The 26,473-nt window shown below is 37.7% G+C and carries 28 protein-coding genes; 12 read left to right on the top strand and 16 right to left on the bottom strand.

Features of this window, described 5'->3' with window-relative positions; all coding sequences use genetic code 11:
- Positions 1-152 precede the first annotated feature (152 nt).
- The gene (locus AC1Q6O_RS02945) at positions 153-1,076 is read left to right on the top strand and encodes a COX15/CtaA family protein (protein ID WP_043989675.1); all 924 of its coding nucleotides are present in this window, start codon (positions 153-155) and stop codon (positions 1,074-1,076) included.
- Positions 1,077-1,124: 48 nt separating this feature from the next.
- On the opposite strand, the gene AC1Q6O_RS02940 is transcribed toward AC1Q6O_RS02945, so the two are convergent.
- The 5 genes from AC1Q6O_RS02940 to AC1Q6O_RS02920 form a co-directional block, all read right to left on the bottom strand.
- Positions 1,125-1,313, bottom strand: a complete 189-nt coding sequence (locus AC1Q6O_RS02940; RefSeq protein ID WP_008173961.1) for a hypothetical protein — start codon at positions 1,311-1,313, stop codon at positions 1,125-1,127.
- Positions 1,306-1,926, bottom strand: a complete 621-nt coding sequence (locus AC1Q6O_RS02935; protein ID WP_008173962.1) for a TetR/AcrR family transcriptional regulator — start codon at positions 1,924-1,926, stop codon at positions 1,306-1,308. The genes AC1Q6O_RS02940 and AC1Q6O_RS02935 overlap by 8 nt, the downstream gene beginning before the upstream one ends.
- Positions 1,927-2,058: 132 nt before the next feature.
- Positions 2,059-5,493 (bottom strand): pyruvate carboxylase, encoded by a 3,435-nt coding sequence (gene pyc, locus AC1Q6O_RS02930; RefSeq protein WP_089985262.1) that lies wholly within the window; start codon positions 5,491-5,493, stop codon positions 2,059-2,061.
- Positions 5,494-5,505: 12 nt separating this feature from the next.
- Positions 5,506-6,687 carry an FtsW/RodA/SpoVE family cell cycle protein gene (locus AC1Q6O_RS02925; RefSeq protein ID WP_008173966.1) on the bottom strand — a complete coding sequence of 394 codons (1,182 nt, stop codon included), beginning with the start codon at positions 6,685-6,687 and terminating at the stop codon, positions 5,506-5,508.
- Positions 6,688-6,748: 61 nt separating this feature from the next.
- Positions 6,749-7,030 carry an Fpa/YlaN family protein gene (locus AC1Q6O_RS02920; protein ID WP_004224778.1) on the bottom strand — a complete coding sequence of 94 codons (282 nt, stop codon included), beginning with the start codon at positions 7,028-7,030 and terminating at the stop codon, positions 6,749-6,751.
- Positions 7,031-7,212: 182 nt separating this feature from the next.
- Here AC1Q6O_RS02920 and AC1Q6O_RS02915 point away from each other — a divergent pair, with 182 nt between their 5' ends.
- Together AC1Q6O_RS02915 and AC1Q6O_RS02910 are read left to right on the top strand one after the other, a co-directional pair.
- A complete protein-coding gene (locus AC1Q6O_RS02915; protein WP_008173970.1) occupies positions 7,213-7,713 on the top strand; it encodes a molybdopterin-binding protein in 501 nt (166 codons plus the stop codon).
- Between the two features lie 11 nt (positions 7,714-7,724).
- Positions 7,725-7,928: a YlaI family protein gene (locus AC1Q6O_RS02910; protein ID WP_008173973.1), complete on the top strand. Its 204-nt coding sequence runs from the start codon at positions 7,725-7,727 to the stop codon at positions 7,926-7,928.
- 53 nt (positions 7,929-7,981) lie between these two features.
- Here AC1Q6O_RS02910 and AC1Q6O_RS02905 read toward each other — a convergent pair whose 3' ends face one another.
- From AC1Q6O_RS02905 to typA, 5 genes are all read right to left on the bottom strand, one after another.
- Positions 7,982-8,776 (bottom strand): ABC transporter permease, encoded by a 795-nt coding sequence (locus tag AC1Q6O_RS02905; RefSeq protein ID WP_036123716.1) that lies wholly within the window; start codon positions 8,774-8,776, stop codon positions 7,982-7,984.
- The gene (locus AC1Q6O_RS02900) at positions 8,769-9,536 is read right to left on the bottom strand and encodes an ABC transporter ATP-binding protein (RefSeq protein ID WP_342532156.1); all 768 of its coding nucleotides are present in this window, start codon (positions 9,534-9,536) and stop codon (positions 8,769-8,771) included. The genes AC1Q6O_RS02905 and AC1Q6O_RS02900 overlap by 8 nt, the downstream gene beginning before the upstream one ends.
- Position 9,537: 1 nt before the next feature.
- Positions 9,538-10,530, bottom strand: a complete 993-nt coding sequence (locus AC1Q6O_RS02895) for an ABC transporter substrate-binding protein (protein ID WP_043989678.1) — start codon at positions 10,528-10,530, stop codon at positions 9,538-9,540.
- 233 nt (positions 10,531-10,763) lie between these two features.
- On the bottom strand, positions 10,764-11,162 hold the full coding sequence (locus AC1Q6O_RS02890) for a YlaH-like family protein (RefSeq protein ID WP_492400910.1): 399 nt from the start codon (positions 11,160-11,162) through the stop codon (positions 10,764-10,766).
- Between the two features lie 29 nt (positions 11,163-11,191).
- Positions 11,192-13,036 carry a translational GTPase TypA gene (gene typA / locus AC1Q6O_RS02885; RefSeq protein WP_008173982.1) on the bottom strand — a complete coding sequence of 615 codons (1,845 nt, stop codon included), beginning with the start codon at positions 13,034-13,036 and terminating at the stop codon, positions 11,192-11,194.
- 138 nt (positions 13,037-13,174) lie between these two features.
- On the opposite strand from typA, the gene AC1Q6O_RS02880 reads away from it, so the two are divergent.
- Positions 13,175-13,360 (top strand): DUF5325 family protein, encoded by a 186-nt coding sequence (locus AC1Q6O_RS02880; RefSeq protein WP_008173985.1) that lies wholly within the window; start codon positions 13,175-13,177, stop codon positions 13,358-13,360.
- A gap of 39 nt (positions 13,361-13,399) precedes the next feature.
- Here the strand turns inward: AC1Q6O_RS02880 and AC1Q6O_RS02875 are convergent, their stop codons facing one another.
- Complete coding sequence (locus tag AC1Q6O_RS02875; protein ID WP_090001963.1) at positions 13,400-14,194, bottom strand: inositol monophosphatase family protein; 795 nt, start codon at positions 14,192-14,194, stop codon at positions 13,400-13,402.
- A 227-nt stretch (positions 14,195-14,421) separates the two neighbouring features.
- On the bottom strand, positions 14,422-14,619 hold the full coding sequence (locus tag AC1Q6O_RS02870) for a YkzI domain-containing protein (RefSeq protein WP_008173987.1): 198 nt from the start codon (positions 14,617-14,619) through the stop codon (positions 14,422-14,424).
- A 125-nt stretch (positions 14,620-14,744) separates the two neighbouring features.
- Here AC1Q6O_RS02870 and AC1Q6O_RS02865 point away from each other — a divergent pair, with 125 nt between their 5' ends.
- Positions 14,745-15,380: a YktB family protein gene (locus AC1Q6O_RS02865; protein ID WP_090001966.1), complete on the top strand. Its 636-nt coding sequence runs from the start codon at positions 14,745-14,747 to the stop codon at positions 15,378-15,380.
- A 101-nt stretch (positions 15,381-15,481) separates the two neighbouring features.
- On the opposite strand, the gene AC1Q6O_RS02860 is transcribed toward AC1Q6O_RS02865, so the two are convergent.
- A complete protein-coding gene (locus AC1Q6O_RS02860) occupies positions 15,482-15,769 on the bottom strand; it encodes a UPF0223 family protein (RefSeq protein ID WP_008173990.1) in 288 nt (95 codons plus the stop codon).
- 20 nt (positions 15,770-15,789) lie between these two features.
- Positions 15,790-16,749, bottom strand: a complete 960-nt coding sequence (locus AC1Q6O_RS02855) for an NAD(P)H-dependent flavin oxidoreductase (RefSeq protein ID WP_492400909.1) — start codon at positions 16,747-16,749, stop codon at positions 15,790-15,792.
- A gap of 144 nt (positions 16,750-16,893) precedes the next feature.
- On the opposite strand from AC1Q6O_RS02855, the gene AC1Q6O_RS02850 reads away from it, so the two are divergent.
- Complete coding sequence (locus AC1Q6O_RS02850) at positions 16,894-18,363, top strand: aminotransferase class I/II-fold pyridoxal phosphate-dependent enzyme (RefSeq protein ID WP_036123694.1); 1,470 nt, start codon at positions 16,894-16,896, stop codon at positions 18,361-18,363.
- Positions 18,364-18,800: 437 nt separating this feature from the next.
- On the top strand, positions 18,801-19,397 hold the full coding sequence (locus AC1Q6O_RS02845) for a class I SAM-dependent methyltransferase (RefSeq protein WP_089985257.1): 597 nt from the start codon (positions 18,801-18,803) through the stop codon (positions 19,395-19,397).
- Between the two features lie 46 nt (positions 19,398-19,443).
- Here the strand turns inward: AC1Q6O_RS02845 and AC1Q6O_RS02840 are convergent, their stop codons facing one another.
- Both AC1Q6O_RS02840 and AC1Q6O_RS02835 read right to left on the bottom strand, forming a co-directional pair.
- Positions 19,444-20,121, bottom strand: coding sequence for an LrgB family protein (locus tag AC1Q6O_RS02840; protein ID WP_008173999.1), 678 nt, complete (start codon positions 20,119-20,121; stop codon positions 19,444-19,446).
- Entirely contained in the window at positions 20,114-20,560 is a 447-nt protein-coding gene (locus AC1Q6O_RS02835; RefSeq protein ID WP_342550817.1) for a CidA/LrgA family protein, read from the bottom strand. Before AC1Q6O_RS02835 ends, AC1Q6O_RS02840 begins: the two co-directional genes overlap by 8 nt.
- Positions 20,561-20,897: 337 nt before the next feature.
- Between AC1Q6O_RS02835 and AC1Q6O_RS02830 the strand changes: the two genes are divergently transcribed.
- The 5 genes from AC1Q6O_RS02830 (at position 20,898) to AC1Q6O_RS02810 (ending at position 26,461) form a co-directional block, all read left to right on the top strand.
- Entirely contained in the window at positions 20,898-22,520 is a 1,623-nt protein-coding gene (locus AC1Q6O_RS02830) for an ATP-binding protein (RefSeq protein ID WP_171366056.1), read from the top strand.
- Entirely contained in the window at positions 22,513-23,202 is a 690-nt protein-coding gene (locus AC1Q6O_RS02825) for a response regulator (RefSeq protein WP_008174005.1), read from the top strand. The genes AC1Q6O_RS02830 and AC1Q6O_RS02825 overlap by 8 nt, the downstream gene beginning before the upstream one ends.
- A gap of 125 nt (positions 23,203-23,327) precedes the next feature.
- A complete protein-coding gene (locus tag AC1Q6O_RS02820; RefSeq protein WP_089985253.1) occupies positions 23,328-24,347 on the top strand; it encodes a Bug family tripartite tricarboxylate transporter substrate binding protein in 1,020 nt (339 codons plus the stop codon).
- Between the two features lie 93 nt (positions 24,348-24,440).
- Positions 24,441-24,917, top strand: a complete 477-nt coding sequence (locus AC1Q6O_RS02815) for a tripartite tricarboxylate transporter TctB family protein (protein WP_089985251.1) — start codon at positions 24,441-24,443, stop codon at positions 24,915-24,917.
- 17 nt (positions 24,918-24,934) lie between these two features.
- Positions 24,935-26,461, top strand: a complete 1,527-nt coding sequence (locus tag AC1Q6O_RS02810; RefSeq protein WP_492400908.1) for a tripartite tricarboxylate transporter permease — start codon at positions 24,935-24,937, stop codon at positions 26,459-26,461.
- Positions 26,462-26,473 lie beyond the last annotated feature (12 nt).

The raw sequence follows: 26,473 nt of genomic DNA, 5'->3' as shown, positions 1-26,473 counted from the left end.
AGCACGAAATTATGAACAATTTGTGAAATGGAATCGACATCTAGTACTCCCTTCCCTTTACAAGTTGTTTTTTAAACGTATTTTCGATATTATCTAGTAGCAGAAACATTACTTTCTTGTAATGTTGATAGATAAAGTAGGTGACTCATTTTATGCAACACAACAGATATTTGAAGTGGTTTGCTGTTGCCGCTACGCTAGGGATGCTCCTTATATTACTCGGTGGAGCTCTCGTTACTAAAACAGATAGTGGCTTAGGCTGTGGTCGAAACTGGCCTGATTGTAATGGATCTCTTATTCCAAAGGAGATTACACCGGAAGTCCTTATTGAATTCTCACATCGTCTTGTTACTGGAGTCGTATCTATTTCAATTCTTGTGTTAACAGTTTGGACATGGCGTAAGCTCGGACATGTTCGTGAAGTAAAGCTTTTAGGTTTCTTAGCAATGTTTTTCTTAATTGCGCAGGCTCTTATTGGAGCTGCTCAAGTACTATGGGGGCAAGGTGACTTCATCTTAGCACTTCATTTTGGTATTTCTCTTATTTCCTTTGCCGCGGTTCTGCTTCTCTCTATGATTGTATTTGAAGTTGATCGGAAATTTGATGCCGATAAAGTATTTATTGGTAAAAAGTTACGTTGGCATACAATTGCTGTCACAATTTATTCTTATTTGGTCGTTTATACTGGCGCGTTAGTTCGACATACAGATTCGAGCTTAATTTGTCCAGACTGGCCATTTTGCTATAACGAAACACCGTTAGCATCCCCAAATAACATGTACGAATGGGTGCAAATGGGACATCGTTTAGCTGTTCTTATTATTTTCATTTGGATTGCATACATAACTTGGCACGCTGTGAAAGAATATAAAAACCAACGTGTGGTTTACTATGGTTGGATTATTGCTTTTACTATAGTATGTTTACAAGTGATCGCTGGTATGTTAGTAGTCCTAACGAAGCTGAACTTAACAGTCGCTTTAATGCATTCATTATTAATTTCTCTATTGTTCGGTCTATTATGTTACATGATCATGCTCGTTGCTCGTAGTAACTACAATGAAAAAGTGAAATAGTTAAATAAAAAAGATTCGTTACCATATTGTAACGAATCTTTTTTATGCTTATCGTTGTTTCTTCATAGATTCAGTTCCTATAATTCCTACTATTAAAATAATCATAGATACTAGGGCGTAGTCTTTAAAGAATGTTGTAAATGGAATGTCAAAATATCGACAAATTGCCGTTACAAGACGGCCGCCTAATAGGATCAAACCAATGACAAACATCCAATTAAATAAAGCTTTAAGCATTGTTAGTTTCCTCTACTTTCATGGCTGACCAGATGATGTTGATGACCTCTGCACTATATTGTTCTACTTCTATAGAAAGTGGTCCCCCAATTAACATATACTCCCCAATTGCTCCTTGAATAACCTTTGCCATTACATGGACCGAAGTGATAGTAAATCTCCCTTGTTCCTTTCCCTTCGTTAATATGTTGCACAAGGCTTTTAACAAAGGATCCTCTCCATCATCTGGCAATTTATAAAAAGGAATGTCATCTGCAGTACGAGCATTAAAAACAATTTCTAGTAGCGCTATATTCTCTTCTGGGTGTGTTGCTTGATAAGCAATACTCGCCTCAATAAAATTAGCTAATTGCGAAGCTGGTTCATCCGCAGCATATGTTTTCGTCAAAATATATGTAGCCGATTGCTCAATCAGTGCTTGCAGACTTTGTTCAATTAAATCTTGTCGATCTGCGAAATGATACGAAATTAAAGCTGTGCTGATGGAAGCACGTTTTGCAATTTGGGCTAAACTCGACTTTACATAGCCAATTTCACTTAAAGTCCTTATAGTCGCATCAATAATTTGCTGTTTCCTTGCTTCCTGAATAAAGGTACTTTTATTAGCTTCCATAAACTCTCCATTTGATTATTCAAATATTTTTTTGATCACTTAATCAAATTTTATGCAATTTTTCTCATTTCCACAATAAAAAAGGTATGTAGATGTTAAAAATGCATCTACATACCCTGTTTTCACTACCAGTTATTCAATTTCAATCAGCAAATCACCAGTTGAAATAGCATCTCCTGCACTAGCATAAACCTCTTTTATAATACCATCCTTTGGTGCTTGAACAGTCGTTTCCATTTTCATTGCCTCTGTGATCAATAGGTGATCACCACGTTTGACAGGGCTTCCTTTGGACACAACGACCTTCAATACAGTACCAGGCATTGTAGCACCAATTTGATTTGGATTACTTGAATCTGCCTTTAATGATAAATTGCCATCTACCTCTACTGTCATATCTTGAATGACCAATTCACGGGATTGACCATTTAGCTCAAAGTACAGGACACGCGTTCCATTGTGTTGTGGTTCGCCGATAGAGACCAGTTTAATAATGAGCGTTTTTCCTTTTTCTATTTCAACTTCAATGATTTCGCCAAGCTTTAAGCCATAAAGGAATGTTGGCGTATCAAGAACTGAAATATTGCCAAAGGATTCTGCCGTTTTCGCATACTCTTCAAAAACTTTTGGATAAAGGGCATATGCCAATACATCCTTTTTCGACACCGGTCGATTTAATTTTTCCTCTAGCACTGCCTCCAATTGTTCAAATTGAATAGGCTCTAATAACTCACCAGGTCGAACCGTAATAGCTTTACGGTCTTTTAGCACTACTTGTTGCAATGCCTCAGGGAACCCACCGTGTGGCTGTCCTAGATAGCCTTGGAATAATTCAATAACAGAGTCTGGGAAATCAATCGTTTTGCCCCTTATTAATACAGTGTTTTCATCTAAATCATTTTGTACCATAAAGAGTGCCATATCCCCTACTACCTTTGAAGAAGGTGTTACTTTAACAATGTCCCCAAATAATAGGTTCACACGGGAATACATACGTTTGACTTCTTCCCAGCGATCGCCAAGACCAACAGCTTTTGCTTGTTGTTGTAGGTTACTATATTGTCCACCAGGCATTTCATGTACATAAATTTCAGAATGCGGGCTGATCATGCCACTTTCGAAATCCTTATAGTATTTACGCACATCTTCCCAATAATAAGATAATCTTTCCAATGCATCGATGTCTGCACGTAGCTCACGCTTACTACCCTTCATGGCATAGTAAAGTGAATTTGCACTTGGTTGAGATGTGAGACCCGCCATGGACCCTAATGCTGTATCAATGATATCAACACCTGCCTCAATGGCTTTAGCATATAAGTAAATACCATTACCACTAGTGTCATGGGTATGCAAATGGATTGGGAGACTTGTCGTCTCTTTTAACTCGGAAATTAAACGATACGCTGCTTCAGGCTTCAATAAACCAGCCATATCTTTAATAGCTAGAATATGGGCACCAGATGACTCCAGTTCTTTGGCCATGTCTTTATAATATTGCACAGAATATTTCGCACGAGTATCATCCAAAATGTCGCCTGTATAACAGATTGCCGCTTCCGCAATTTTTCCTGATTGACGGGCTGCATCTATAGCTACTTCCATTCCCTTAATCCAGTTCAGGCTATCGAAAATACGGAATACATCAATACCTGATGCAGCTGATTCTGCGATAAATTCACGGATTAAATTATCAGGATAGTTCGTGTAACCTACAGCATTAGCACCACGCAACAGCATTTGGAATAACACGTTTGGCACTTGCTCACGTAGCTTTGCTAAACGCTCCCATGGGTCCTCCTTTAAGAAGCGATACGCCACATCAAACGTAGCACCGCCCCACATTTCCAAAGAGAATAATTGATGCATCATACGAGCTGTTGCATCTGCAATTTGATACATATCATGCGAGCGTACTCGAGTAGCAAGAAGTGATTGGTGAGCATCACGGAAAGTAGTATCTGTTAATAGCACATCATCTTGGGCTAAAATCCATTGCACTAAGCCGTCTGCACCCTCGGTATCTAAAATTTGTTTCGTACCAGCTGGTGGCACAATTAAACGGTCTATTTTAGGAATATTTGGTTGAACAAAAATTGGCTTTGATTGCTTTTCCACACCAGGGAATCCGTTTAACGTCACATTACCGATATAGCTTAACAGCTTTGTCCCACGGTCCTGACGTACTGGGAAATGGAACAGCTCTGGTGTAGTGTCAATAAAGCTTGTATCAAAAGCACCAGATAAAAATTTCTCATGTGTCACAACATTATTTAAAAACGGAATATTCGTTTTGACGCCGCGAATACGGAATTCTTTTAAATTTCGGTCCATTTTCGCAGCAGCTTCTTTAAAGTTCATGCCAGATGTAGAGATTTTTACGAGTAAGGAATCGTAGTATGGTGTGACAACTGCGCCTTGGAAACCATTGCCGGCATCTAAACGGACTCCAAAGCCACCACTAGAGCGATAAACCATTAACTTTCCTGTATCCGGCATAAAGTCGTTAGCAGGATCCTCTGTTGTTACACGTGCCTGAATCGCATAGCCAATCATTGGCATATTTTCTTGCTTTGGCATATGAATTTCTTCGCTAAACAGAGCATAACCTGCTGCTACCTTAATTTGGGTATGGACAATATCTACACCTGTAATCATTTCTGTAATCGTATGTTCTACTTGAATGCGAGGGTTTACCTCGATGAAATAAAAATCGTTCCCTGCGACTAAAAATTCCACTGTCCCTGCATTTATGTACGAGACATTCTTCATTATTTTCACAGCAGCAGTACAAATACGATTTCTTAACTCTTCGGAAATCGAATGAGAAGGAGCAATCTCAACTACCTTTTGGTGACGACGTTGGATTGAACAATCACGTTCATATAAATGCACAATATTGCCCTGCTGGTCACCAATAATTTGCACTTCAATATGCTTAGGTTTAATAATGGCCTTTTCTACATACACCTCATCAGAGCCGAAAGCAGCTTTTGCTTCTGATTTTGCACGTTCATAGGCTGATGCAAGCTCCTCAGCTGCATGTACAAGACGCATACCGCGACCACCACCGCCAAGCGCTGCCTTAATCATAACTGGATAGCCAACAGTGCTAGCAAACGCCTCTACCTCTGCTAAATTGGCTACAGGGCCATCTGTACCAGGAATAACAGGAATGTCAGCCGCAATCGCCTGCGAACGTGCTTTAACCTTATCTCCAAACATATCTAAATGCTGAGAAGTTGGTCCAATAAAGATAATACCCTCTTCTTCACAGCGACGTGCAAATTCAACGTTTTCAGATAAAAAACCATACCCTGGGTGAATCGCATCAACATCTGCATCTTTTGCGATGGCAATAATACCTTCAATATCTAAGTAAGCATCAATTGGTTTCTTGCCCGCTCCCACTAAATAAGCTTCATCGGCTTTAAAGCGATGAAAAGCTCCACTATCTTCTCTTGAATAGATAGCAACAGTTTGGATATTCAGCTCCGTACAAGCACGGAAAATACGAATTGCAATTTCTCCTCGATTGGCTACAAGGATTTTGTTGATTGATTCCATAGGTATCCCCCTTTATGATTCTGTTTTTTTCCTCTCTACCTTTTCAAACATAGAAACATTGATTAATATTCCCATCGCTAAAGATAGAATGATTATAGATGTACCGCCATAGCTTATAAAAGGTAACGTTACACCGGTTAACGGGATTAACCCGGTTACACCCCCAAGATTGATAAACGATTGCCAGCCTATCCAGCTCGCAATACCAGCCGCAATCATGCGTGCCATTGGATCCTTTGTTCGCAATGCAATAGAAAAGCCTTTATATACAATAAACCCTAAACCAGTCAGGACAATGATAACTCCCCAAATGCCTAATTCTTCCATAATTATAGCCATAATAAAGTCTGTTTGTGGTTCAGGTAAATATCCTAATTTTTGAATGGATTGACCAAGCCCTCTACCTTCTAAGCCGCCTCCGCCAATTGCATAATAACTGTTGGCCACTTGGTGACCACTACCATTTTCATACTCGAACGGATTTAAATAAGATAAAATCCGCCCTTTTCGGTTCTCCGTTAATAGTTCTCCCTTGAATAACAAAAGTATACCAAGAATTGCTGCACCGAATGCTGCCAACACACCAAAAAATTTCCAAAACGTCTTAAAAGGAATGCCACTGGAAGCAACGACAGATACGGCAATTCCACATAAAATGATTACTGCCCCTAAATCTGTTTCGAATGCAACACCAGCAACTACTAGGATCCATAGAAAAATGGGATAAAAAATTTCTGTCGGTTGAAGTTTTTCAAATGTATATTTTTGTGATTTTCGATAAAATGCAGCCGCAAAATATAAAATTATAAATAGCTTTGCATATTCAGATGGCTGAAAGTTCCCTAAACCAGGCACATGTATCCAACTTTGTGACCCTACATCTTCTGCACCATGCCCTGCTATCTTTAGCCAAGTAAATAGAACAGCTAATACGATGGTTAGCAACATCATAATATTCTTATTCGCATAATGCTTATAAGGGAAAAATGCTGCCACAATAAAACCTAAAAAGGCCACTATTAAATTGGTGATTTGCTTTCGATAAAAATAATCAGGTGCTTCTCCTTCTCGTGCAATAGCGACCATCATACTTGAACTATAAATCATGATTAATCCAAATAAGCTCAATAATAGGACAGTAAAAAATAAAGGGTAATCAAAATTTTGTGCATATCGTTTTAAGTATTGTTTCATCTGAAAAACCTCGTTCTAGTAAAAAAACTCAAAGCGCAAAAAAGCGTTTGAGTTTTTCTTTTTATTTGTCTGTATACGCATCGTGTAGTACAGAAAGCTCTTTCTCGAGTGAATCGAGAATTTCCTTGCCTTTTTCACGTTCAATCAGACCTAGCTTCACAGCAAAGTCAATTTCACGAGACAGGCCGAACATTTGTGTATCTAATACTTCCTCATATAAAGGGCATTGTGGCATTGTTAAATGATCCATTTGTACTCGAATAAGGCGAGCAATCTTATCTGCATCAGCAACTAAAAGCTCCAAAGCCTTTTCTTGAAAAGAAGTTTGTGATTTCGTATCCATGAGGACGCCCCCATTATCTGATATTTCTTCGATTCTATCTTAATAAAGTTTATCTTCTAGTCGTTAAAATTGCAAGTGTCTTCATTGGAAAATACCGAATTCAAATTTTATTTCTTTATTATTTTTAGGCATTAGCGTTATACTATGTCATGGATATACAAGATTTGAGGAGGATTTCTATCATGGAAACAATAATTCCTATCAAGGGCGCTGTAACATATCAATTAACATTAGATCCCACTGTTTGGATTTTCGATGATCGTAAATTAGATTTAAAAACGTATTTCACGACACAAGATGTTAAGGAAGATTCAGACATCAAATATATGCGTGAGGTTGGTGCTCACTGGTCTCGTGAGATTATGGAGGGAGCTACATTCCCGCCTACATTAAAATCAGAGCGTAAGTTTGACCGTAAAGGAATGGAAACAGGGACATTTGGTATCGAATTAGGTCATTTTTTGAAAAATGCTGAAATTAAACCTGAAGCAACAAAAATTATCTTTGAATGTGAAACTGGTCAGGAGTATCCTTTTTCTATTGAAGAAGCATCTACACTTATTTTAAAATATAGCCAAGATGGCAAGCCACTCTTAGAGGACGGTCCCATTCATGTATTAATGAGAGATGGTTCAAATATTGATAATCCTATTAAAAACGTAATAGCCATTCGCGCTGAATAGGGGGGAATGCAATGCGCGTTAAATGCGTAATTTGCGATACGATTCAAAGTATAGACGATAATTTACCTTTAGCTAAAAAATTACGTAATCGTCCAATCCATACTTATATGTGTGAAAATTGCCATGATCGTATTAAAGAAAACACGGTTGCACGATTAGAAACAGGGAATTTCCGTTTTTATAGAACTTCACCACAAATGGATAAAGAATTTTAATATTGAATGAACCCAAAAGAGGTGCCTCCATCGGGAGACACCTCTTTTCTTTATTAGCCGTTATTTTTAATAACCGACTTTTCTATCAACTCAACCACCTGATACATGATTGTTGCAAAAAATGCAATGATGAGCAAGGACATGAGCACGAGGTTAAAATTAAACACTTGGAAGCCATAGATGATTAAATAGCCAAGACCTTTTGAGGCCACTAAAAACTCACCTACAATAACCCCAACCCACGATAATCCTACATTCACCTTTAATGTTGAAATGATAGTCGGAAAAGATGCTGGTAAGATGACTTCACGAAAGATTTGCCACCTAGATGCACCAAATGTTTGTAAGACCTTACTATAATTCGGATCGACACCTTTAAAAGCCGTATATACCACAATGGTTGTAATAATGATAGAAATTAAAGCCCCCATTGCAATAATGGAAAAATAACCTGGCCCTAGCGCAACAATAAGAATAGGCCCTAACGCAACTTTTGGCATCGCATTTAAAATAACTAAATATGGGTCCAGTACCTTCGACAGAAATGGTGACCACCACAAAAGGATAGCGATGAACGTCCCTAGTAAAGTCCCCGCAATAAAGCCAATCACCGTCTCCATTAATGTCACACCAACATGCAAAGTTAAAGTTCCATCAGTTACTTTTTCGATAAATGTATGCCAGACTTGTGTGGGTGAACTAAAAATTAAACGGTCGATCCATTCTAATCTAGAAAGCAACTCCCATCCTCCAAAGAACAGAAGCAGAATAATAAGCTGATACAGCCGTACAAAGCGTTTTTCTTTTTTTAACATTTGCTGATATTGTTTAAATAATGTGTTATCCAAGGCTCTCCAGCTCCTTCCAAATCATTTGGAATACATCTGCATAGGTAGGATGCTGTCTTACATCAAACGGTGATAATTCACGAAGTGCCTCAGGTATTTCAAACACTTTATGCAATGTCCCTGGATTGGCAGAAAATAAAAAGACACGCTCACTCATAGCTATTGCCTCTCCAATATCATGCGTCACAAGAACTGCTGTCTTTTTATAGGTCTTTAATGTTTCTACCACTAGATCCTCAAGCTTTAATTTCGATTGATAATCAAGAGCCGAAAATGGTTCATCTAACAATAAAATTTTAGGATTTACCGCTAAAGTACGAGCAAGTGCCACACGTTGTCTCATACCTCCTGATAATTCTCGTGGATAGATGTTCCCCACATGTGGTAATCCTACTTCTTGCAAAAGAGCATTGGCCGTTACTTTATGTGAATTATTGCTCCGCTCCATAATTTTCAAACCAATCGTGACGTTTTCTTCAATGGTTTTCCATGGAAATAAATAGTCCTGCTGAAGCATATAGCCAATGCTTGATTGATTATGTGCTGCTAGTTCATCACCATCAATATAGACCTTGCCTTCAGTTGATGGAAACAAACCAGCGATTATTGATAATAAGGTCGTTTTCCCACAGCCACTAGGCCCGATAAACGACACGAATTCTCCTTCACGAATGGCTAAACTAATATCACGTAATACTTCCTTTGCCTGTGTGCTTGAAAAATAACTATGGTGAATATTTTCTAGCTGTAAAAATTCCATATTACTCAGCAGCCTTTTTAGCAAAGGTTGTGTTCACAAGTTTTTCATACTCCACGCGTTGAGGAAGTTCACCTGCTTCCTCCATAATTGTTTGCAAGTTATCCCACTCCCCCTCATCGAGGATAGGGTCTGATGCATAGGAGCCTTGTGCTTTATAACGCTCGATTACTGTTTCGATAACCGCAACATCTACATTCTCAAAATAAGGTTGAATAATTTTTGCCACTTCTGCGGCACTTTCATTCTGTACAAAATCTTGTGCCCGTTGTAAGGCATTTGTAAAGGCTTGAACTGTCTTCTCATCATCCTTTAAATAACTACTTTTCGCCATATAGGACGTGTAAGGCAAATTACCAGACTCTGTACCGAAAGATGCTACAATATAGCCTTTCCCCTCTTTTTCAAATACGCTAGCAGTTGGTTCAAATAACTGTACATAATCACCAGTACCTGAAGCAAAAGCAGTGGCTATATTTGCAAAATCAATATTTTGAATAAGGGTTAAATCATGAACAGGGTCAATGCCGTGCTTCTTCAGCACAAATTCACCTGCCATTTGCGGCATCCCACCTTTACGCTGCCCTAAAAATGTAGAACCCTTCAATTGATCCCATGAAAAATTATCCGTTTTTTCCCTTGCAACTAAAAAAGTACCGTCAGTTTGAGTTAACTGAGCAAAATTCTGAATGGGATCATTCGCCCTTTGTAATGTGACGTAGATTGAAGTTTCCGAACCAACTAAAGCAATATCAATACCATCTGACAGCAATGCCGTCATGGTTTTATCGCCACCTGCTATCGTTTGTAGCTCTACAGAAAGACCTTCATCCTCGAAGAATCCTTTTTCAAGCGCTACATATTGAGGCGCATAAAATATCGAACGAGTTACTTCTCCAACTTTGACTTTTTCTAGCTCTGCTTTATTACATGCCGTCAAAGAAAGGAGTAACAAAGCAATGACACCTAATAGAAAACCTTTTGTAAGCCAACGCATTCCCTTTCCTCCTTGATGTGATGAAAATAAGCCTATCGACATTAACTTATTCACATCAGAAGAATTCGGTGCCAACCAATTTATGTTGATTTTACAATTGTGTAGGATCAGCTATGCCAAATAGGATTTTTGAAAAAGTTTTTTAGTTATATAAGAAAACAGCCTTAGCGACTATTGCGCTAAGGCTGTTTGATAAACGATAAAAGTTCTTATTATAAAATACGTACTACCTTTTATTGATTGGCAGCTTGTTGCCCTTCTCTTTTTTCACGCCATAATCTTGTTTTATAAACTATTAAAATTAAGGCGGCTACAATCAAACCTTCAATCATTGGCAAGAATAGAGCAAAGAAGGTTAGCATGATACAACCTACAAAGAGGAACGCATAAATAATAATGTTTTGAGATAGTTTTAATTTCTTGGCAAAGCCTAGCTTATAGACAATGGCAGAAAGTGCAAATACAAGAAGAAATACAACATAGCCTGCAATTTCATAGCTTGGTAAATTTTCATATAAAAATCTCGTTATACCCGCCATTCTTCCAAAAACTCTTGTTGTTTCCTCGGAACTTGTCTGTGCAGCAACTTGAATAACATTTAGTTCACCCAATAAAGCGGACTTAATATCCAAGACTCCTCTTCCTTTCATGTCAGCGAAAATTATTGTTCTGCGTTACGTAATTTTTTCGCTGCTTTCTCACGTTCATTTTTATCTAGAATTTTTTTACGCAGACGAATAGATTCTGGTGTGATTTCTAAATACTCATCATCACCTAGGTATTCAAGTGCTTCTTCTAAAGATAAAATACGTGGTTTTTTAATAACATTCGTTTGGTCTTTATTCGCTGAACGAATGTTTGTTTTTTGTTTCATTTTTGTGATGTTTACAGTGATATCAGCGTCACGAGTATTTTCTCCAACGATCATACCTTCGTAAATATCTGTACCTGGCTCTAAGAACAGTGTACCACGATCTTCAATTTGCATCATACCATAAGTTGTTGATTTACCAGTTTCCATAGAAACTAGTACACCTTGGTGACGTCCACCAATTTTACCTGGTAGTAATGGTTGGTAGCAATCAAACGTATGGTTAATAATACCAAAACCTTTTGTCATCGACATGAATTCAGTCGTATAACCGATCAAACCACGAGCTGGTACTAAGAACGTTAAACGAACTTGACCACTTCCATTATTTACCATATCAAGCATTTCACCTTTACGTGTACCAATTGATTCAATAATTGAACCAACATTTTCTTCCGGTACATCGATTTGAACGCGTTCGAATGGTTCACATTTTACGCCATCGATTTCACGCACGATTACTTGAGGTTTAGATACTTGTAATTCGAAACCTTCACGGCGCATATTTTCAATAAGGATTGATAGGTGAAGCTCACCACGACCTGAAACTGTCCAAGCATCTGGAGAATCAGTATCTTCAACACGTAAAGATACGTCCGTTTGTAATTGAGCACGTAAACGCTCTTCTACTTTACGAGAAGTAACCCATTTCCCTTCACGACCAGCGAATGGAGAGTTGTTTACTAAGAATGTCATTTGTAAAGTTGGCTCATCGATACGTAATGGTGTAAGTGCTTCTTGGTGCTCAACAGGACAAACTGTTTCACCTACGTTGATATCTTCCATACCTGAAACGGCGATTAAATCACCAGCTTTTGCTGTCTCTACTTCCTCACGTTTTAAACCGAAGAAACCAAAGATTTTCGTTACACGGAAGTTTTTCACTGTACCGTCTAACTTCATCAGTGCAACTTGTTGTCCTACAGAAATTGTTCCACGGAATACGCGACCAATTCCGATACGTCCAACGAAGTCATTATAGTCAAGTAAAGCTACTTGGAATTGTAATGGGTCTTCTGAGTTATCAACTGGTGCTGGGATAGATTCAATAACTTTTTCAAATAGACATTTCATATTTTCTTCTTGTTTAGATGGATCAGCGTCTAAAGAAGCTGTACCATTTACACCTGAAGCATAAACAACAGGGAAGTCTAATTGATCGTCATCTGCACCCAACTCGATAAATAATTCAAGTACTTCATCTACTACTTCTAGTGGACGAGCTGAATCTTTGTCTACTTTATTTACGACTACGATTGGTGTTAGACGTTGTTCTAATGCTTTTTTCAATACGAAACGTGTTTGAGGCATACAACCTTCATACGCATCGACAACTAGTAAAACGCCGTCTACCATTTTTAAAATACGTTCTACCTCACCACCGAAGTCAGCGTGTCCAGGCGTATCAAGGATGTTGATACGAGTTCCTTCATAGTTTACTGCTGTATTTTTAGCTAAAATCGTAATACCACGTTCGCGTTCAATATCATTAGAGTCCATTGCACGTTCTTCAACACGTTCGTTTGAACGGAATGTACCTGATTGTTTTAGTAATTGGTCGACTAGGGTAGTTTTACCATGGTCAACGTGGGCGATTATTGCGATATTGCGAAGATCTTGACGTAAGTTTGTCATTATTCCACTCCATATTCTTTTTTCGAATGTTTAACTGTGATATTATAGCACAAGAAGGATAGAAATGTCCTTATTAGAATTTACATCATTCTAAAAAATATATATGAATTATAAATTTTTTATATAGGAGGCTAGGCTATGAATCGTGCAAAATTCGTAATGGCTATTTATGCATTAGCAGCTGTTTTAGCAATGTGCTCAATTGGCTATTCAGTGGCGGCTAGTAGTGTATTTGGTGCAATAGCAGGTATTGTGGCTACTTGTGTCATTTTCATGACAGCCTTTAAAATGAAGCGAAAACTGCGTATGCAAGGGTTACTGTAGTTAAAAAAAGGAGCTGTCTAGTAAATAGACGGCTCCTTTTTATTCATAAGGTACAATATATTTTTCCAATAATTCTTTGTGAATGGAAGGATTGGCGATAATAAAAGTATCTTGATGTAAGAAGTCAAAGCCTTCTCCGTGCAAGTTTGTGGCAATGGCCCCAACCTCTTGAGCAATAATGGTACCACCTGCTATATCCCACGGTGATAGACGCATGGAAACATAAGCATCCAACTTCCCACTAACAACAAATGCGATTTCCATGCAAGCTGAGCCATATGAACGTGTGCCCCGAACTTTGCGGACCATCTCAATGACCTTTTCGTGATGAATATGTCGATTAGGAGCTACCCAATGTGCATTGATACCAATGACTGATTCCTCCATCGTAACAGATTGAAGTTTCCGCAGTGGAGAATCGTTATACCACGCGCCTTGGCCTTCAATCGCATAAAATAAATCCTCGCGCATGACATCAAATATGTACCCTAACTTACCTACCCCATTAATAAAAATACCAACAGAAATCATAAAGTGACGATGCTGTTTAACAAAATTCATCGTGCCGTCTATAGGGTCAATAATCCAAACTACACCATCTAATGACTCTACCTTTTCCCCCATTCCTTCTTCGCCTAAAATTTTGTGGGCAGGATTAAAAGCTTTAATTTGGTCGATAAAAAATAACTCGGTCTCTCGGTCAATATTTGTTACCAGGTCATTGGCACCTGATTTTGTCTCGATCACTAAATTATACGAAAAAGCTTCTCGAATACGTCTTCCAGCTTCAAAGATTATACTTTTCGCAAATTCATCCATTTGTTGTAAATCCAATTAAAACCCACCCTTCGAATATAAGAAAAAGCCTTTACTTTCCTCACACTTTATTCATAAATTTTACCTTGTCCATTGTCTTTAATGCGATATACAACATGAACTTCAAAAAATACTGAAATTCTTTACGCTATGATATAGTATCTATTTTACCCTTTGTTACAATAAAAATCACCTGCTGTCGGAATATTCAGCAAGTGATTTTTTAAATGGGTATAAAATTTTGATTACGCATAGGCGTGGAAGCTTTCAAGTTCCATCTGGATTTCTCCAAGACGTTTTTTACTTTTTTCAATTTCAATATCATTTTTTTCATTCATCGCTGCAAAAAGCGAAGCTAATTCATAATCTAATTCTAATTGTAAAATGTGTTCATATTGCTTTTCAATGTCAACTTTACGTATAATTTTTACGATTGGTTTCATAAAAACACTTCCTTTTTTAAATTTTTTTACAAAAACTTTTCAAATTCGATAAAGTTCTTGTTAAAAGATTTTTTCCCAAAATCAGCGTAAAATAAACCTTATAAAACGAAAGGAGCAAAATAAAATTGCCGAAAATAAAGTGGACAAACAAAGATTTTAATGTTTTTAAAATAGATGGTTTAGAACAAAGAATGGATGCATTAAACGATCATGTACGCCCAAAATTCCATCAGCTTGGTGATGATTTTGCTGCCTATTTCTCAAGCCAGCTAGTTGAAGAATTCTTCCCTCATGTTGCCAAACACGCTAGAAGAACTGTCAACCCTCCAAAAGATAGTTGGGTTGCCTTCGCACCATATAAAAGAGGTTATAAATCATTGCCTCACTTTCAGATTGGTCTATGGCACTCACATTTATTCATCGTCTTAGCTATTATTTATGAAGCTCCTCAAAAAAATGTGATGGCTGAACGTTTACTCGCTCATCAATCCTTATTTGAGCAGCTACCTGGTGACTTTATTGTGTCAGGTGACCATATGTCCCCAGAGGCCATTTCACTTGAAGAAGCGAAAGAAGACAAGCTTGAGGCACTACTTTTACGTCTGCGAGATGTAAAAAAAGGTGAGTTTTTAATTGGTCGTCATATTCCAAAAGAGCAAGCAATAAAATTATCAGCCAGTGAATTCCACCAGTTAACGGAGCAAACATTCAACAGCTTACTACCTTTTTACAACGTCATTGTTGGTAAGGATTTAAAATAAGCTTTAATCTCATGTTATTTGTTGAAGTAGTGTATGCAAAATGTCGTTTTTTAACACAAAAAAATAAAAAGCGGATGTGAGTTGTTCTCACATCCACTTTTTTATCGATTTTTTTTAGGGACTATTTTTATCATTGTACCATCTGCGGCTTCTTTTGTTTGCTTAACAACAGGATAGCTTATATAGCCACTCGCCTCTTCAAATTCACGAAATATTGTTTTTTCCTCCGCTTGTGAAGGAACAATTTCCTTAAAGCGACGATATTTAGCCATCATGACCTCACGCTTGATGCCCTTTTCATGAGCTTGTTCAATCCCTTCAAAAAATTGAACAACGTCCACAATCTCCTCTGTAGACCAATCTGTTGAAAACGGATAAGAATATTCCATTCGACAAAACCACCTTTACATTATTGCCCCCATTTTAACCGGATACTTTCCGCTTCTGCAACCATTCGATTGATTAATTCCTCAACAGTAGGAATATCATGAATCATCCCTGTCACTTGTCCAGCCCAACCAAAGCCTTGTTCTTGTTCACCATCATAAATAAAACGCTTATTCGCTGAACCACTTATATATTCCTTTAACGCTTCGTAGGTTGGCTCTTTTTCTTCAATTTCTAAAATTTTTGCCGTAAACTCATTACGTAAAGCACGAGCTGGTGCACCGATAGTACGTTTTATGATCGTCGTATCAGCCTCTGTGCTTGCTAATAGTGCCTCTTTATAAGCTGCGGAAGCATCAACACATTCCTTTGTTGCAATAAAACGAGTACCCATTTCAATTCCTTCAGCTCCCAGTGCATGGGCAGCCATCCAGCCTCGGCCATCGCCAATTCCACCTGAAGCAATCACTGGGATTTTCACACTATCAACAACCTGTGGGACGAGCACCATCGTACCTACATCATCCCTACCAAGATGTCCGCCACCCTCTTGTCCAACAACCATTACAGCATCTGCTCCAAGCTGTTCAGCTTTTTGCGCTTGTCTACGTGCAGCTACAAGTACCAATTTTTTAATATCTGTTTCTGCTAATAAATCAAAAATGGGTGCAGGATTACCACCAGTCATCGTTACAACAGGTACTTCTTCTTCCACTGCAACGCCAACCATTTCCTCATAGCCTGTACCATGCATACCAATAGCAAAGTTTACGCCAAAAGGCTTATCTGTTAATGTTCGTACTTTATGAATCTCCGCTCGCAATAAGTCAGGGTTTCGTAAACTCATAGCTGTGATTTGACCTAACCCTCCAGCATTCGACACAGCCGCCGCTAAATCAGCATAGGCTAAATACGCTAAACCGCCTTGAATAATTGGGTATTTCACTTGTAAAAGCTCTGTCACCCGTGTATTCCAACTCATAATACCTCCCCCTTCATTCGGTATTAATTTCTCGATATCCTTAAAAAATCCTTTTATTTTTTATGAAAAGTCTATTTTTTCGTGTCGTTAGGTGCTATAATTCATTTGTTTTCTTAGATAATTTAAAGTGAGGTGGTACCTGCGTTGTCACAACTAGAGACTCCATTGTTCGACGTATTACTTAAACATCGGAACAGACATCCTATTCAGTTCCATATTCCAGGCCATAAGAAAGGGCAAGGGATGGACCCTGCTTTCCGAGAATTCGTCGGCGACAACGTTTTATCAATTGATTTAATTAATATTGCTCCACTAGACGATTTACATTCACCAAAGGGTGCTATTAAAGAAGCGCAAAATCTTGCAGCAGAAGCTTTTGGTGCTGATCATACATTCTTTTCCGTTCAAGGTACTAGTGGCGCCATCATGACGATGATTCTGACCGTCGTTGGTCCAGGTGATAAGATTCTAGTGCCGCGGAATGTCCATAAATCTATTATGTCGGCGATAGTTTTCGCTGGTGCAATTCCAATTTTTATTCATCCTGAAGTCGATAGTGAATACGGGATTTCTCATGGCATATCCCCTGAGGCTGTCGAAAAAGCATTAAATGCTTATCCTGATACAAAAGCTGTGCTAGTTATTAATCCAACTTATTATGGCTTCACAGCAGATTTAAAACGCATTGTCGAAATCACTCATAGCCGTGATATTCCAGTAGTAGTAGATGAAGCACATGGTGTACACATTAAATTCCATGATGACCTTCCCTATTCAGCAATGGAGGCAGGTGCCGACATGGCTGCTACAAGTGTTCATAAGCTTGGTGGTTCTATGACACAAACGTCCATTTTAAATGTTCGAGAAGGACTTGTTTCAGCAAAACGCGTACAAGCTGTTTTTTCTATGCTAACAACGACATCAACATCTTATCCATTGCTCGCTTCCCTTGACACAGCTCGACGTCAATTAGCGATTCACGGATATGATTTAATTGACGATGCATTACGTTTAGCAAAGGATGCTCGTAAACGAATCAACCAAATCCCACATTTAAAATGTGCAGGCAAGGAAAAACTACATTCATCCGCTACTTATGATATGGACCCTTTGAAACTTCTTATTAGCGTCAAGGATTTGGGTATTTCTGGGCATAGAGCTGAGGAATGGTTACGTTATAACGCCAATATCGAAGTAGAATTGTCTGACCTTTACAATATTTTATGTTTAGTGACATTAGGAGATACGAAAAAAGAAATTAATCTTTTAGTCAATGCATTATCTCGTATGTCAAAAGCATTTGATTCAGAAGCGGCTATCACAGAAGCTGTCGTGAATGTCCCAGATATTCCAGCGCTAGCTATGTCACCTCGTGATGCATTTTATGCTGATACTGAGGTAGTTCCACTTGCTGAAGCAGATAACTGTATTTGTGCAGAATTTATTATGGTATATCCTCCTGGAATTCCAATTTTTATTCCCGGGGAAATAATTACTCAAGAAAATATTCATTATATTCAAATGAATATTGAGGCGGGTTTACCCGTTCAGGGACCAGAGGATTCAACATTAAAAACGATTCGTGTTATTAAAGAAAGAAAACCTATTATTTAATCTTAAAAGCTAGCTCTTCTTGAAGAGCTAGCTTTTTCATTATTTATAAAAAGCAGAGGTTAGTATCAATATAATCGGAAAAGCTAACTACCAATAATGCCATAAAAAATCTCCAACTGTTTTAACGAAAACCGTAGCTACTTTAGAAAATTTCTCTTTCACATTTAATAAAATTATCTATATCAGGATAACCTTTTCCTAACTGCCATTTAGACACAGCCTGCCTTGAAATATTATAAATACTCTACCACTTCATCCTGAGTATAGTGATGCTGTTCCCTTAATTTCTTTAAACGATTTTCAAAATCATCCGTATTATTTATTACAAAATAGATCGCAATTAAATATGCAACGAGCATTTATTAGTTGATTTTATAAGCTAAAAGTTAGAATAACAAATGCACATTATCTACAATAGAGAAAAGGAGGAATGATTCATGAATACATGGAATCAACGTTTTCTAGAATCTGAATACGTTTATGGCGAACAACCAAATGCCTTTATTAAAGATTATGTATCTTTTTTGAAAGAATCCCCTAATATCGCAGCCTATGCTGAAGGTGAAGGGCGCAATGCTGTTTTTTTAGCCTCTAAGGGCCATACTGTCACTGCCTATGATTATGCACAAAGTGGTCTTGCGAAAACAGAAGAATTAGCCCAGAAACAGCATGTGTCAGTTCAAACTAGGCTAACCGATTTACTACTGGATGAGCTTCCTGTGGAGAAATATGATGCGGCTATTATGGTTTTTGGTCATTTTCCATTGCAACAACAGCAGGCAGTCATCCAAAAGATTATCGATTCAGTGAAGCAAGGCGGACGGATTATGATGGAATTATATTCTATTTATCAGCTCGCCTATGCGTCTGGTGGTCCACAGCAGCTTGATTTTTTATATGACCCAAAAGATATCCTGCAATGGTGTGAGCCACACAAAATTATCCATTTTTTTACAGGTGAGCAAATACGCCATGAAGGAGCGTTACACACTGGACTAGCCCATACCATTCAATTCATTATTGAGAAAAAATAAATGAGTTGTCTCTAAACAGTTGAGACAACTCCTAAAGTGAAAATTTTTATAAAAATAAATACACAAATAATGGACAGAAAAATGCCCCAATAATAGCCGTTAAGCCCATTGATAATGAACCAACTGATAATTCCTGTTCTCCATATTCCCTTAATTTCACAAGTCCTACACCATGCGAGGCACTGCCCACTGCCACCCCTCTACTAACGGCCGAGTCGATTTTGCCATACTTAATAACTAAAGGACCAATAATAGCTCCTACAAACCCTGCTATCATGACAAAAACAGCTGTTAGTGGCGGAATACCCCCTATTGTTTCGCTGACCTGCATTCCAACAGGCGTCGTTAAAGATTTAGGCAAGGCTGTCAGCATCCAACTAGATTTTACACCAATCCATTTTAACAGCACGAAAATAGTCACTAATCCTGTCACCATGCCGATGAAGAGCCCTGATAAAATAGAATATTTATATTTGATAATAATAGCTCGTTGATTATAAAGAGGATAGGCAAGTGCGACTACAGCTGGCCCAAGCATTTTCTGAAGCCATTCTCCACCCACCATATATGTAGAATATGGAATATTAAATATTAGTAAAATCACTGCACTAACAACTGTAGTCGTGACTAAAGGAATCATAATAGGATGCGGAAATCGCTGATAAAGCTTCGTAAATAATATGAACATAATGATGGTGCTCAGGACAACAATTGCTTCAATCAACCGTTAACTCACCCTTTCCTTCTTCAAGAATAGACTCCGTTCCTTCCTTTTTCTTTAATTCTTTCTTCTCAATTAGTTGCGTCAGTAATCCTGTGACATAAATAGAGATTAATGTACTAGCAATAACGGCTAGAATGATAAGCAAGCCAGTGATTGACATGAGTTCTGGGTAATCAATAACGCCCACTGTTGCTGGTATGAAAAACAGCGTTAAAACGCCAATTAAAAAACTTGCACCATCTTGAATATATTCAACCTTAATGATTTTAAAAATGAGTGAAAGTACTAATAACAGTAATCCAATGACACTTCCTGGAAGCGGTATGTGTAAATAAGTAACAATTCCTACTCCCATATAATAAAAAATGGTCAGTATGCCGATTTGAACAATAATCCGAACAACTCTCAACAACATCGCAGCAAAATTTTCGTTCAACATTTCGCTACTTTTCACCCCCTATATCGTTCATTCTACATCTGTAGGAATTTTCTGTCTATTGTAATTTTAGAAAAATAATAATCAGCATCAGAAAGAGCTAAGTTCCATATTCCCAAAAATCACATGTATACATATATAGTGTTTTCATCGATATTTAGGGTAATTTGTCACTCGGACTATTCAAATAGCGTTCTTTCCTTATTATGAATATCCACCACCTATCGCCTTTAAATTTTCATCACTAGCTAGCAAATTTCAGAAATTTTATATATAATCGAAAATTACAAAAGATACTCATTTTTCAAACAATACTATAATTTCCATAATACACAATAAGGTGGGATCTTCTATTATCCTTAAAACATTAAAACTCCAAACTCGCTTTGCTTATTACAGTAGCTTTTTAATTTTTCTTATCGTCACTTTAGCTGGTTTACTTTTTTACGTAACGATTTCTGATGCACTGCAAACACAAATTGGTAATCGAGCACTATACTTGGCGGAAACAACTGCTAGTAGGGGCGACGTTATAGAAGCCTTTCACACTGACAACCCGTCAAAAAGTCTGCAAACAATTAGCGATGATATTATGGACGCTGCAAAAGCCACGTATGTTGTAATCGGTGATAAAAATGGCATTCGCTACACCCACCCTCTCGCCGATCGTATTGGCAAATCGATGGTTGGTGATGATAACGACAAAGCATTGATCAACGGTGAATCTTATATTTCAATTGCCGATGGTTCAATGGGACAATCTATTCGTGGAAAAGCGCCTATCGTTGATAGTAATGGAGCCATTTTAGGAGTTGTGTCCATTGGCTATTTAACGAGTGAATTAGATAACTTATATTTTTTATACTTGGATAATATTTTTTATACGATCATTATTGCACTCACCATTGGAATTATCGGCTCCATTATTTTATCCCGGAATATTAAAAAGCAAATTTTTAATTTGGAGCCAAATGAAATTGCCAATCTATTAACAGAAAAAAATACTTTAATAGAATCCGTGCGGGAAGCTATTATTACGGTCAATGATAAAGGTGAAATTACAACGTTAAACAACGCCGCCGCCAATATCTTAAATTTACCCGATGCTGCTTCTATTATTGGCGATAATATTAAGCAACATATTCCAAATACACATCTACTGAATGTATTGATGAATGGTGAAAAACAGCTTGATAAATTGATGATTGTCAACGGTGATGAAATTATTGTCAACCGCGTTCCTATGAAGGTGAAAGGTAAAATTGTCGGTGCTGTAGCAAGTTTCCGGCTACAATCAGAAATTGAGCAAATGGCGATTGAATTATCACAAGTAAAACAATATACAGAAGCTTTACGTGCACAAACACATGAGTTTAATAATATCCTTTATACCGTTTCTGGCCTTATTCAATTAAATGCATCCGATGAGGCTTTAACAATTATTCATAAAGAGGTACAAGGACATTCCTCTTTAACACAATTTATTACAAATCGTGTTAAAGACCCATTCTTAAATGGTTTAATTATCGGATTTTTTAATCGTGCGCGTGAATTAAAAATTCAGCTGATATTTGATGAGGATAGTTATTTAGATATCTTTCCTGAAAATATAGAAAAAGGCCTTATTATTTCGATTATGGGTAATTTACTAACCAATGCTTTTGAAGAGGTCGAAAAAAATAAAGAGCAACGGCCTATAGTAAGGCTTTTTATATTTGATAATGGAGAAGAAATCATTTTTGAGGTCGAGGATTCTGGCAATGGCATAGCACAAGAAAAACTAGATGTATTGTTTTCAGAAAATATTTCAACAAAAGATAGGAAGCATCGAGGCTATGGGTTAAGGAAAGTAATTTCCAGCATCCAAGATTTAAATGGCACACTCGCTCTTGGGGAAGGCGATTTAGGAGGTGCCCTATTTATCGTATCTATTAGTAAAAGGGGGATTATTAACAATGACTAATATCGAAGTACTAGTAATTGAAGACGATGTACGTGTAGCAGATGTACATCGTCGTTTTTTAGATAAAATTGAAGGATTTACAGTAATTGCGTGTGCAAACACTGGAGAAGAAGCTTTAGATTGGCTACAATCATTTTCACCACAGCTAATATTACTCGATGTATTTTTACCAGATATATTAGGTGTGGATTTAATCGATAAAATCAATACAATTAGTCCAACTAGTAGCATTATTTTGATTACTGCTGCCACAGAGGCTCACATTGTACAAAAAGCGTATCGTAAAAATGTTACAGACTATATTTTAAAGCCATTTACATTTGATCAATTAAAAGAAAGTATAGAAAAATTCCGTTACAAACATCTACTACTCCAAAATAATGAGAAATTTACACAAGAAAAGCTTCAATACCTTTGGCCAAAAGCGACTTCATCCATCTCTGAAGATACACAGCTACTATTACCAAAAGGCATTGATTTAACAACGATGAATCATGTCATCAACTATTTAAGTACAATGAAAGGTGGTAGTACAGCTGAACTGTTAGGGAAAAATATTGGTGTAAGTCGTTCCACTGCTCGCCGTTATTTAGAATTTTTAGTCACACAAAAGCAGGCCTATATTGAGCTAACTTATGGCACAGTTGGTCGTCCTGAACGACGATACTTTATTTTCTCATAAACTTTATGCACAAAATGACGTTAATCCACAATATCACCACAATATTTTAACAATTCTGATATAAGTTATAGTTATGATAGCGCTCGATTGATAGCGCTATCATTTTATTTTTAAGGGGGATTTTTATGTGGAGGAAGATTTCAAAAGTTATGATAGCTGGCTTACTATTTACTAGTTTAGTTGGTTGTTCTTCATCAAATGGAGAAACAGCTGATGGAAAGCAAGCAAGTAATTATCCGAAAAGTAATATTACCATTGTTGCTCCATCAGGTGCGGGCGGTGGTTGGGATTTAACAGCTCGTGCAGTAGCAAAAACAATGAATGATACAGGTTTAATTAATAAATCGATTCAAGTCGAAAACAAGCCTGGTGGTGGTGGCGCTGCCTTTATGGCAACATTTGCTACAAAGGAAGCAAGCAATGATTATATGTTAATGGTTAAATCACCGCCAATTCTTATTAATCATGAAAAAGCTGAAGGAAATAGTAAATTTGGCTACAAGGACACTACGCCTTTAGCACAATTAACGCGTGACTATGGTGCAATTGTTGTTAAAGAGGATTCGCCATTCCAAACGCTTGAAGATGTATTAAATGCCCTAAAAGATTCGCCAAAAGATGTTACGTTAGCAGGTGGCTCTGCACCAGGCTCTATGGATCATCTAGTGGGGATTATCCCCGCCTATAAAGCCGGTATAGACTTAAAAACAATTAAATACGTTTCTTACGATGGTGGTGGTGAAGCTGTAACCGCATTACTAGGCGGCAACGCTGATGTCATAGCAACAGATGCTTCCACAATCGCTACTTATGTTAAATCAGGAGATGTACGCGTATTAGCCGTAAGTTCCTCTGAGCGATTAGAAGGTGAGCTAGCAGAAGTTCCTACATTTAAAGAGGCTGGTATTGATGAAGAATTTACTATATGGCGTGGTATTTTTGGTCCAAAAAATATGAGTGAAGATGCGGTTACCTACTGGTCCGAAAAATTACAAGCAATGTCTGAATCAGAAGAATGGCAAGCTGAGGTGACACGTAATGGCTGGCAAGCAGAATACCGAAATGCAGAGGAATTTACCACATATCTAGACAATCAAAATAAAATCATCGTAGAACTACTGACAGCTCTTGGTATGCAAAAGTAAAGAATAGACTGTGTTGCAAAAGAGCACAAGTATTTCCATCCAATAAGATCTACTTGTGCAACCTACATTTATTATCAACGGAGGTGTAAACGATTGAATTACACATTTGATAAAACATTTAGCATTATCCTATTAGCTGTTAGCATTTTATTTATATTTCAAGCAACGCAAATTTCTGATAGTGCTTATGGATCTACAGTCGGTCCTAAAATATTTCCACTAGGTTTAGGTATTATTTTAGGTTTATTAAGTCTTCAACTATTTTATGAATCATGGAAAAATGCTGTAAGGGAGCGAATCATAGGAGGACCCACTGCACCTTCTAAAACCTCCTCTACTGAGCTCAAGAAATTTTTAATCATTTTTGGTAGTGCGATTGCCTATGTATTCTTCCTAGAAAAAATAGGCTATGTGATCACAACGTTTTTATTTTTATGTATTAGCTTCCAAACGATGGAACGAGCAAAGCTTATTTATTCAATCATTATTGCAGCTGGATTTTCAATTGGTGTCTATTATTTATTTACAAGTTTACTAGGCGGTTCATTGCCTAGCTTCCCAACTTTTTAATGTAAAGGAGTGAACATATGTCGACATTGCAATTTTTAGCTGATGGATTTGCGATTGCTTTTCAATGGCAAAATCTTTTATTCGCTCTTGTCGGTGTCATAATTGGAACAGCGGTTGGTGTCCTTCCTGGCATAGGTCCAATGAGCGGCGTTGCTTTATTAATCCCAGTAACGGCAACCATTACAGCGGGATTACCTACGGAGGCCGCCGCTACGAGCTCAATTATCTTACTTGCAGGGGTTTACTATGGAGCCATGTATGGTGGTTCAACAACTTCGATTCTATTAAATACACCTGGTGAATCCTCATCAGTTGTTACAACATTGGATGGCTACCAAATGGCTAAGCAAGGACGTGCCGGAAGTGCTCTTTCCATTGCAGCCATTGGTTCATTTTGTGCTGGTGTTATAGCATTACTTGGTCTAATACTATTAGCGAATCCATTATCAAAATTAGCACTTAAATTTGGACCAGCAGAATACTTTTCATTAATGCTACTAGGGCTTGCTGCAGTAAGTGGACTTGCAGGCCGCTCTATTACAAAAGCTTTAATTATGACCGCCTTAGGACTGATGCTCGGGACAGTTGGTATTGATGCCGTATCTGGTATCGAACGCTTTACATTTGGTCAGCCCATGCTGTTCTCGGGTATTGAATTTTTAACAATTGCTGTTGGTTTATTCGCGTTAGGGGAAGTATTTAAAACGATTCTTGAAAGAGATGAAGAAGATGGTCAATTAGCAAAAATTAATCGTGTATTACCAACAAAGCAGGATTTAAAGGAAAGCGCTATTCCTATTGCTCGCGGTTCACTACTAGGATTTTTCATTGGCGTTTTACCTGGTGCAGGCGCAACACTTGCCTCATTCTTTTCTTATATTACCGAAAAGAAATTCAGTAAGACACCTGAGAAGTTTGGAAAAGGCCATATTGCCGGTGTTGCTGGACCTGAATCAGCGAACAATGCTGCATCAGGAGGCGCAATGATTCCATTGCTAACATTAGGTATCCCCGGTTCAGGTACAACTGCTATTTTAATGGGTGCACTTATTATGTATAATATTCAGCCAGGTCCATTATTATTTGAAGAGCATCCTCAAGTCGCTTGGGGATTAATTGCCAGTATGTTTATAGGAAACTTAATGTTATTAGCATTAAACATGCCTCTCGTTCGTATCTTTGCAAAAATCATAGAAACACCGAAAAAATATTTATTGCCCATTATTGTTGCAATTTCAATTTTTGGTGTGTATGCCGTACAATTCGCCACTTTTGATTTATTTTTATTATTAGCTTGTGGTGTGCTCGGCTATCTATTTGCCAAAAATGACTATCCAGTGGCACCTTTAGTACTTGCACTTGTACTAGGGCCAATGATTGAAAATAATATGCGTCGTGCATTAACTATATCTAATGGTGACTTTTCTATATTTGTAGCAAAGCCATTATCATTACTATTTTTAGTAGCTGCTATTTCGTGGTTACTTATACCACTGCTCATGAAAATGCGTGGTAAAAATGTTCTGATTAATGAAGAAGGATAATCATAAAATCCA

This window comes from Lysinibacillus sp. GW823-FHT06C08, assembly GCF_058795135.1.
Note: the sequence above shows the minus strand (reverse complement) of the source record. Positions and strands in the feature narration are given on the sequence as shown.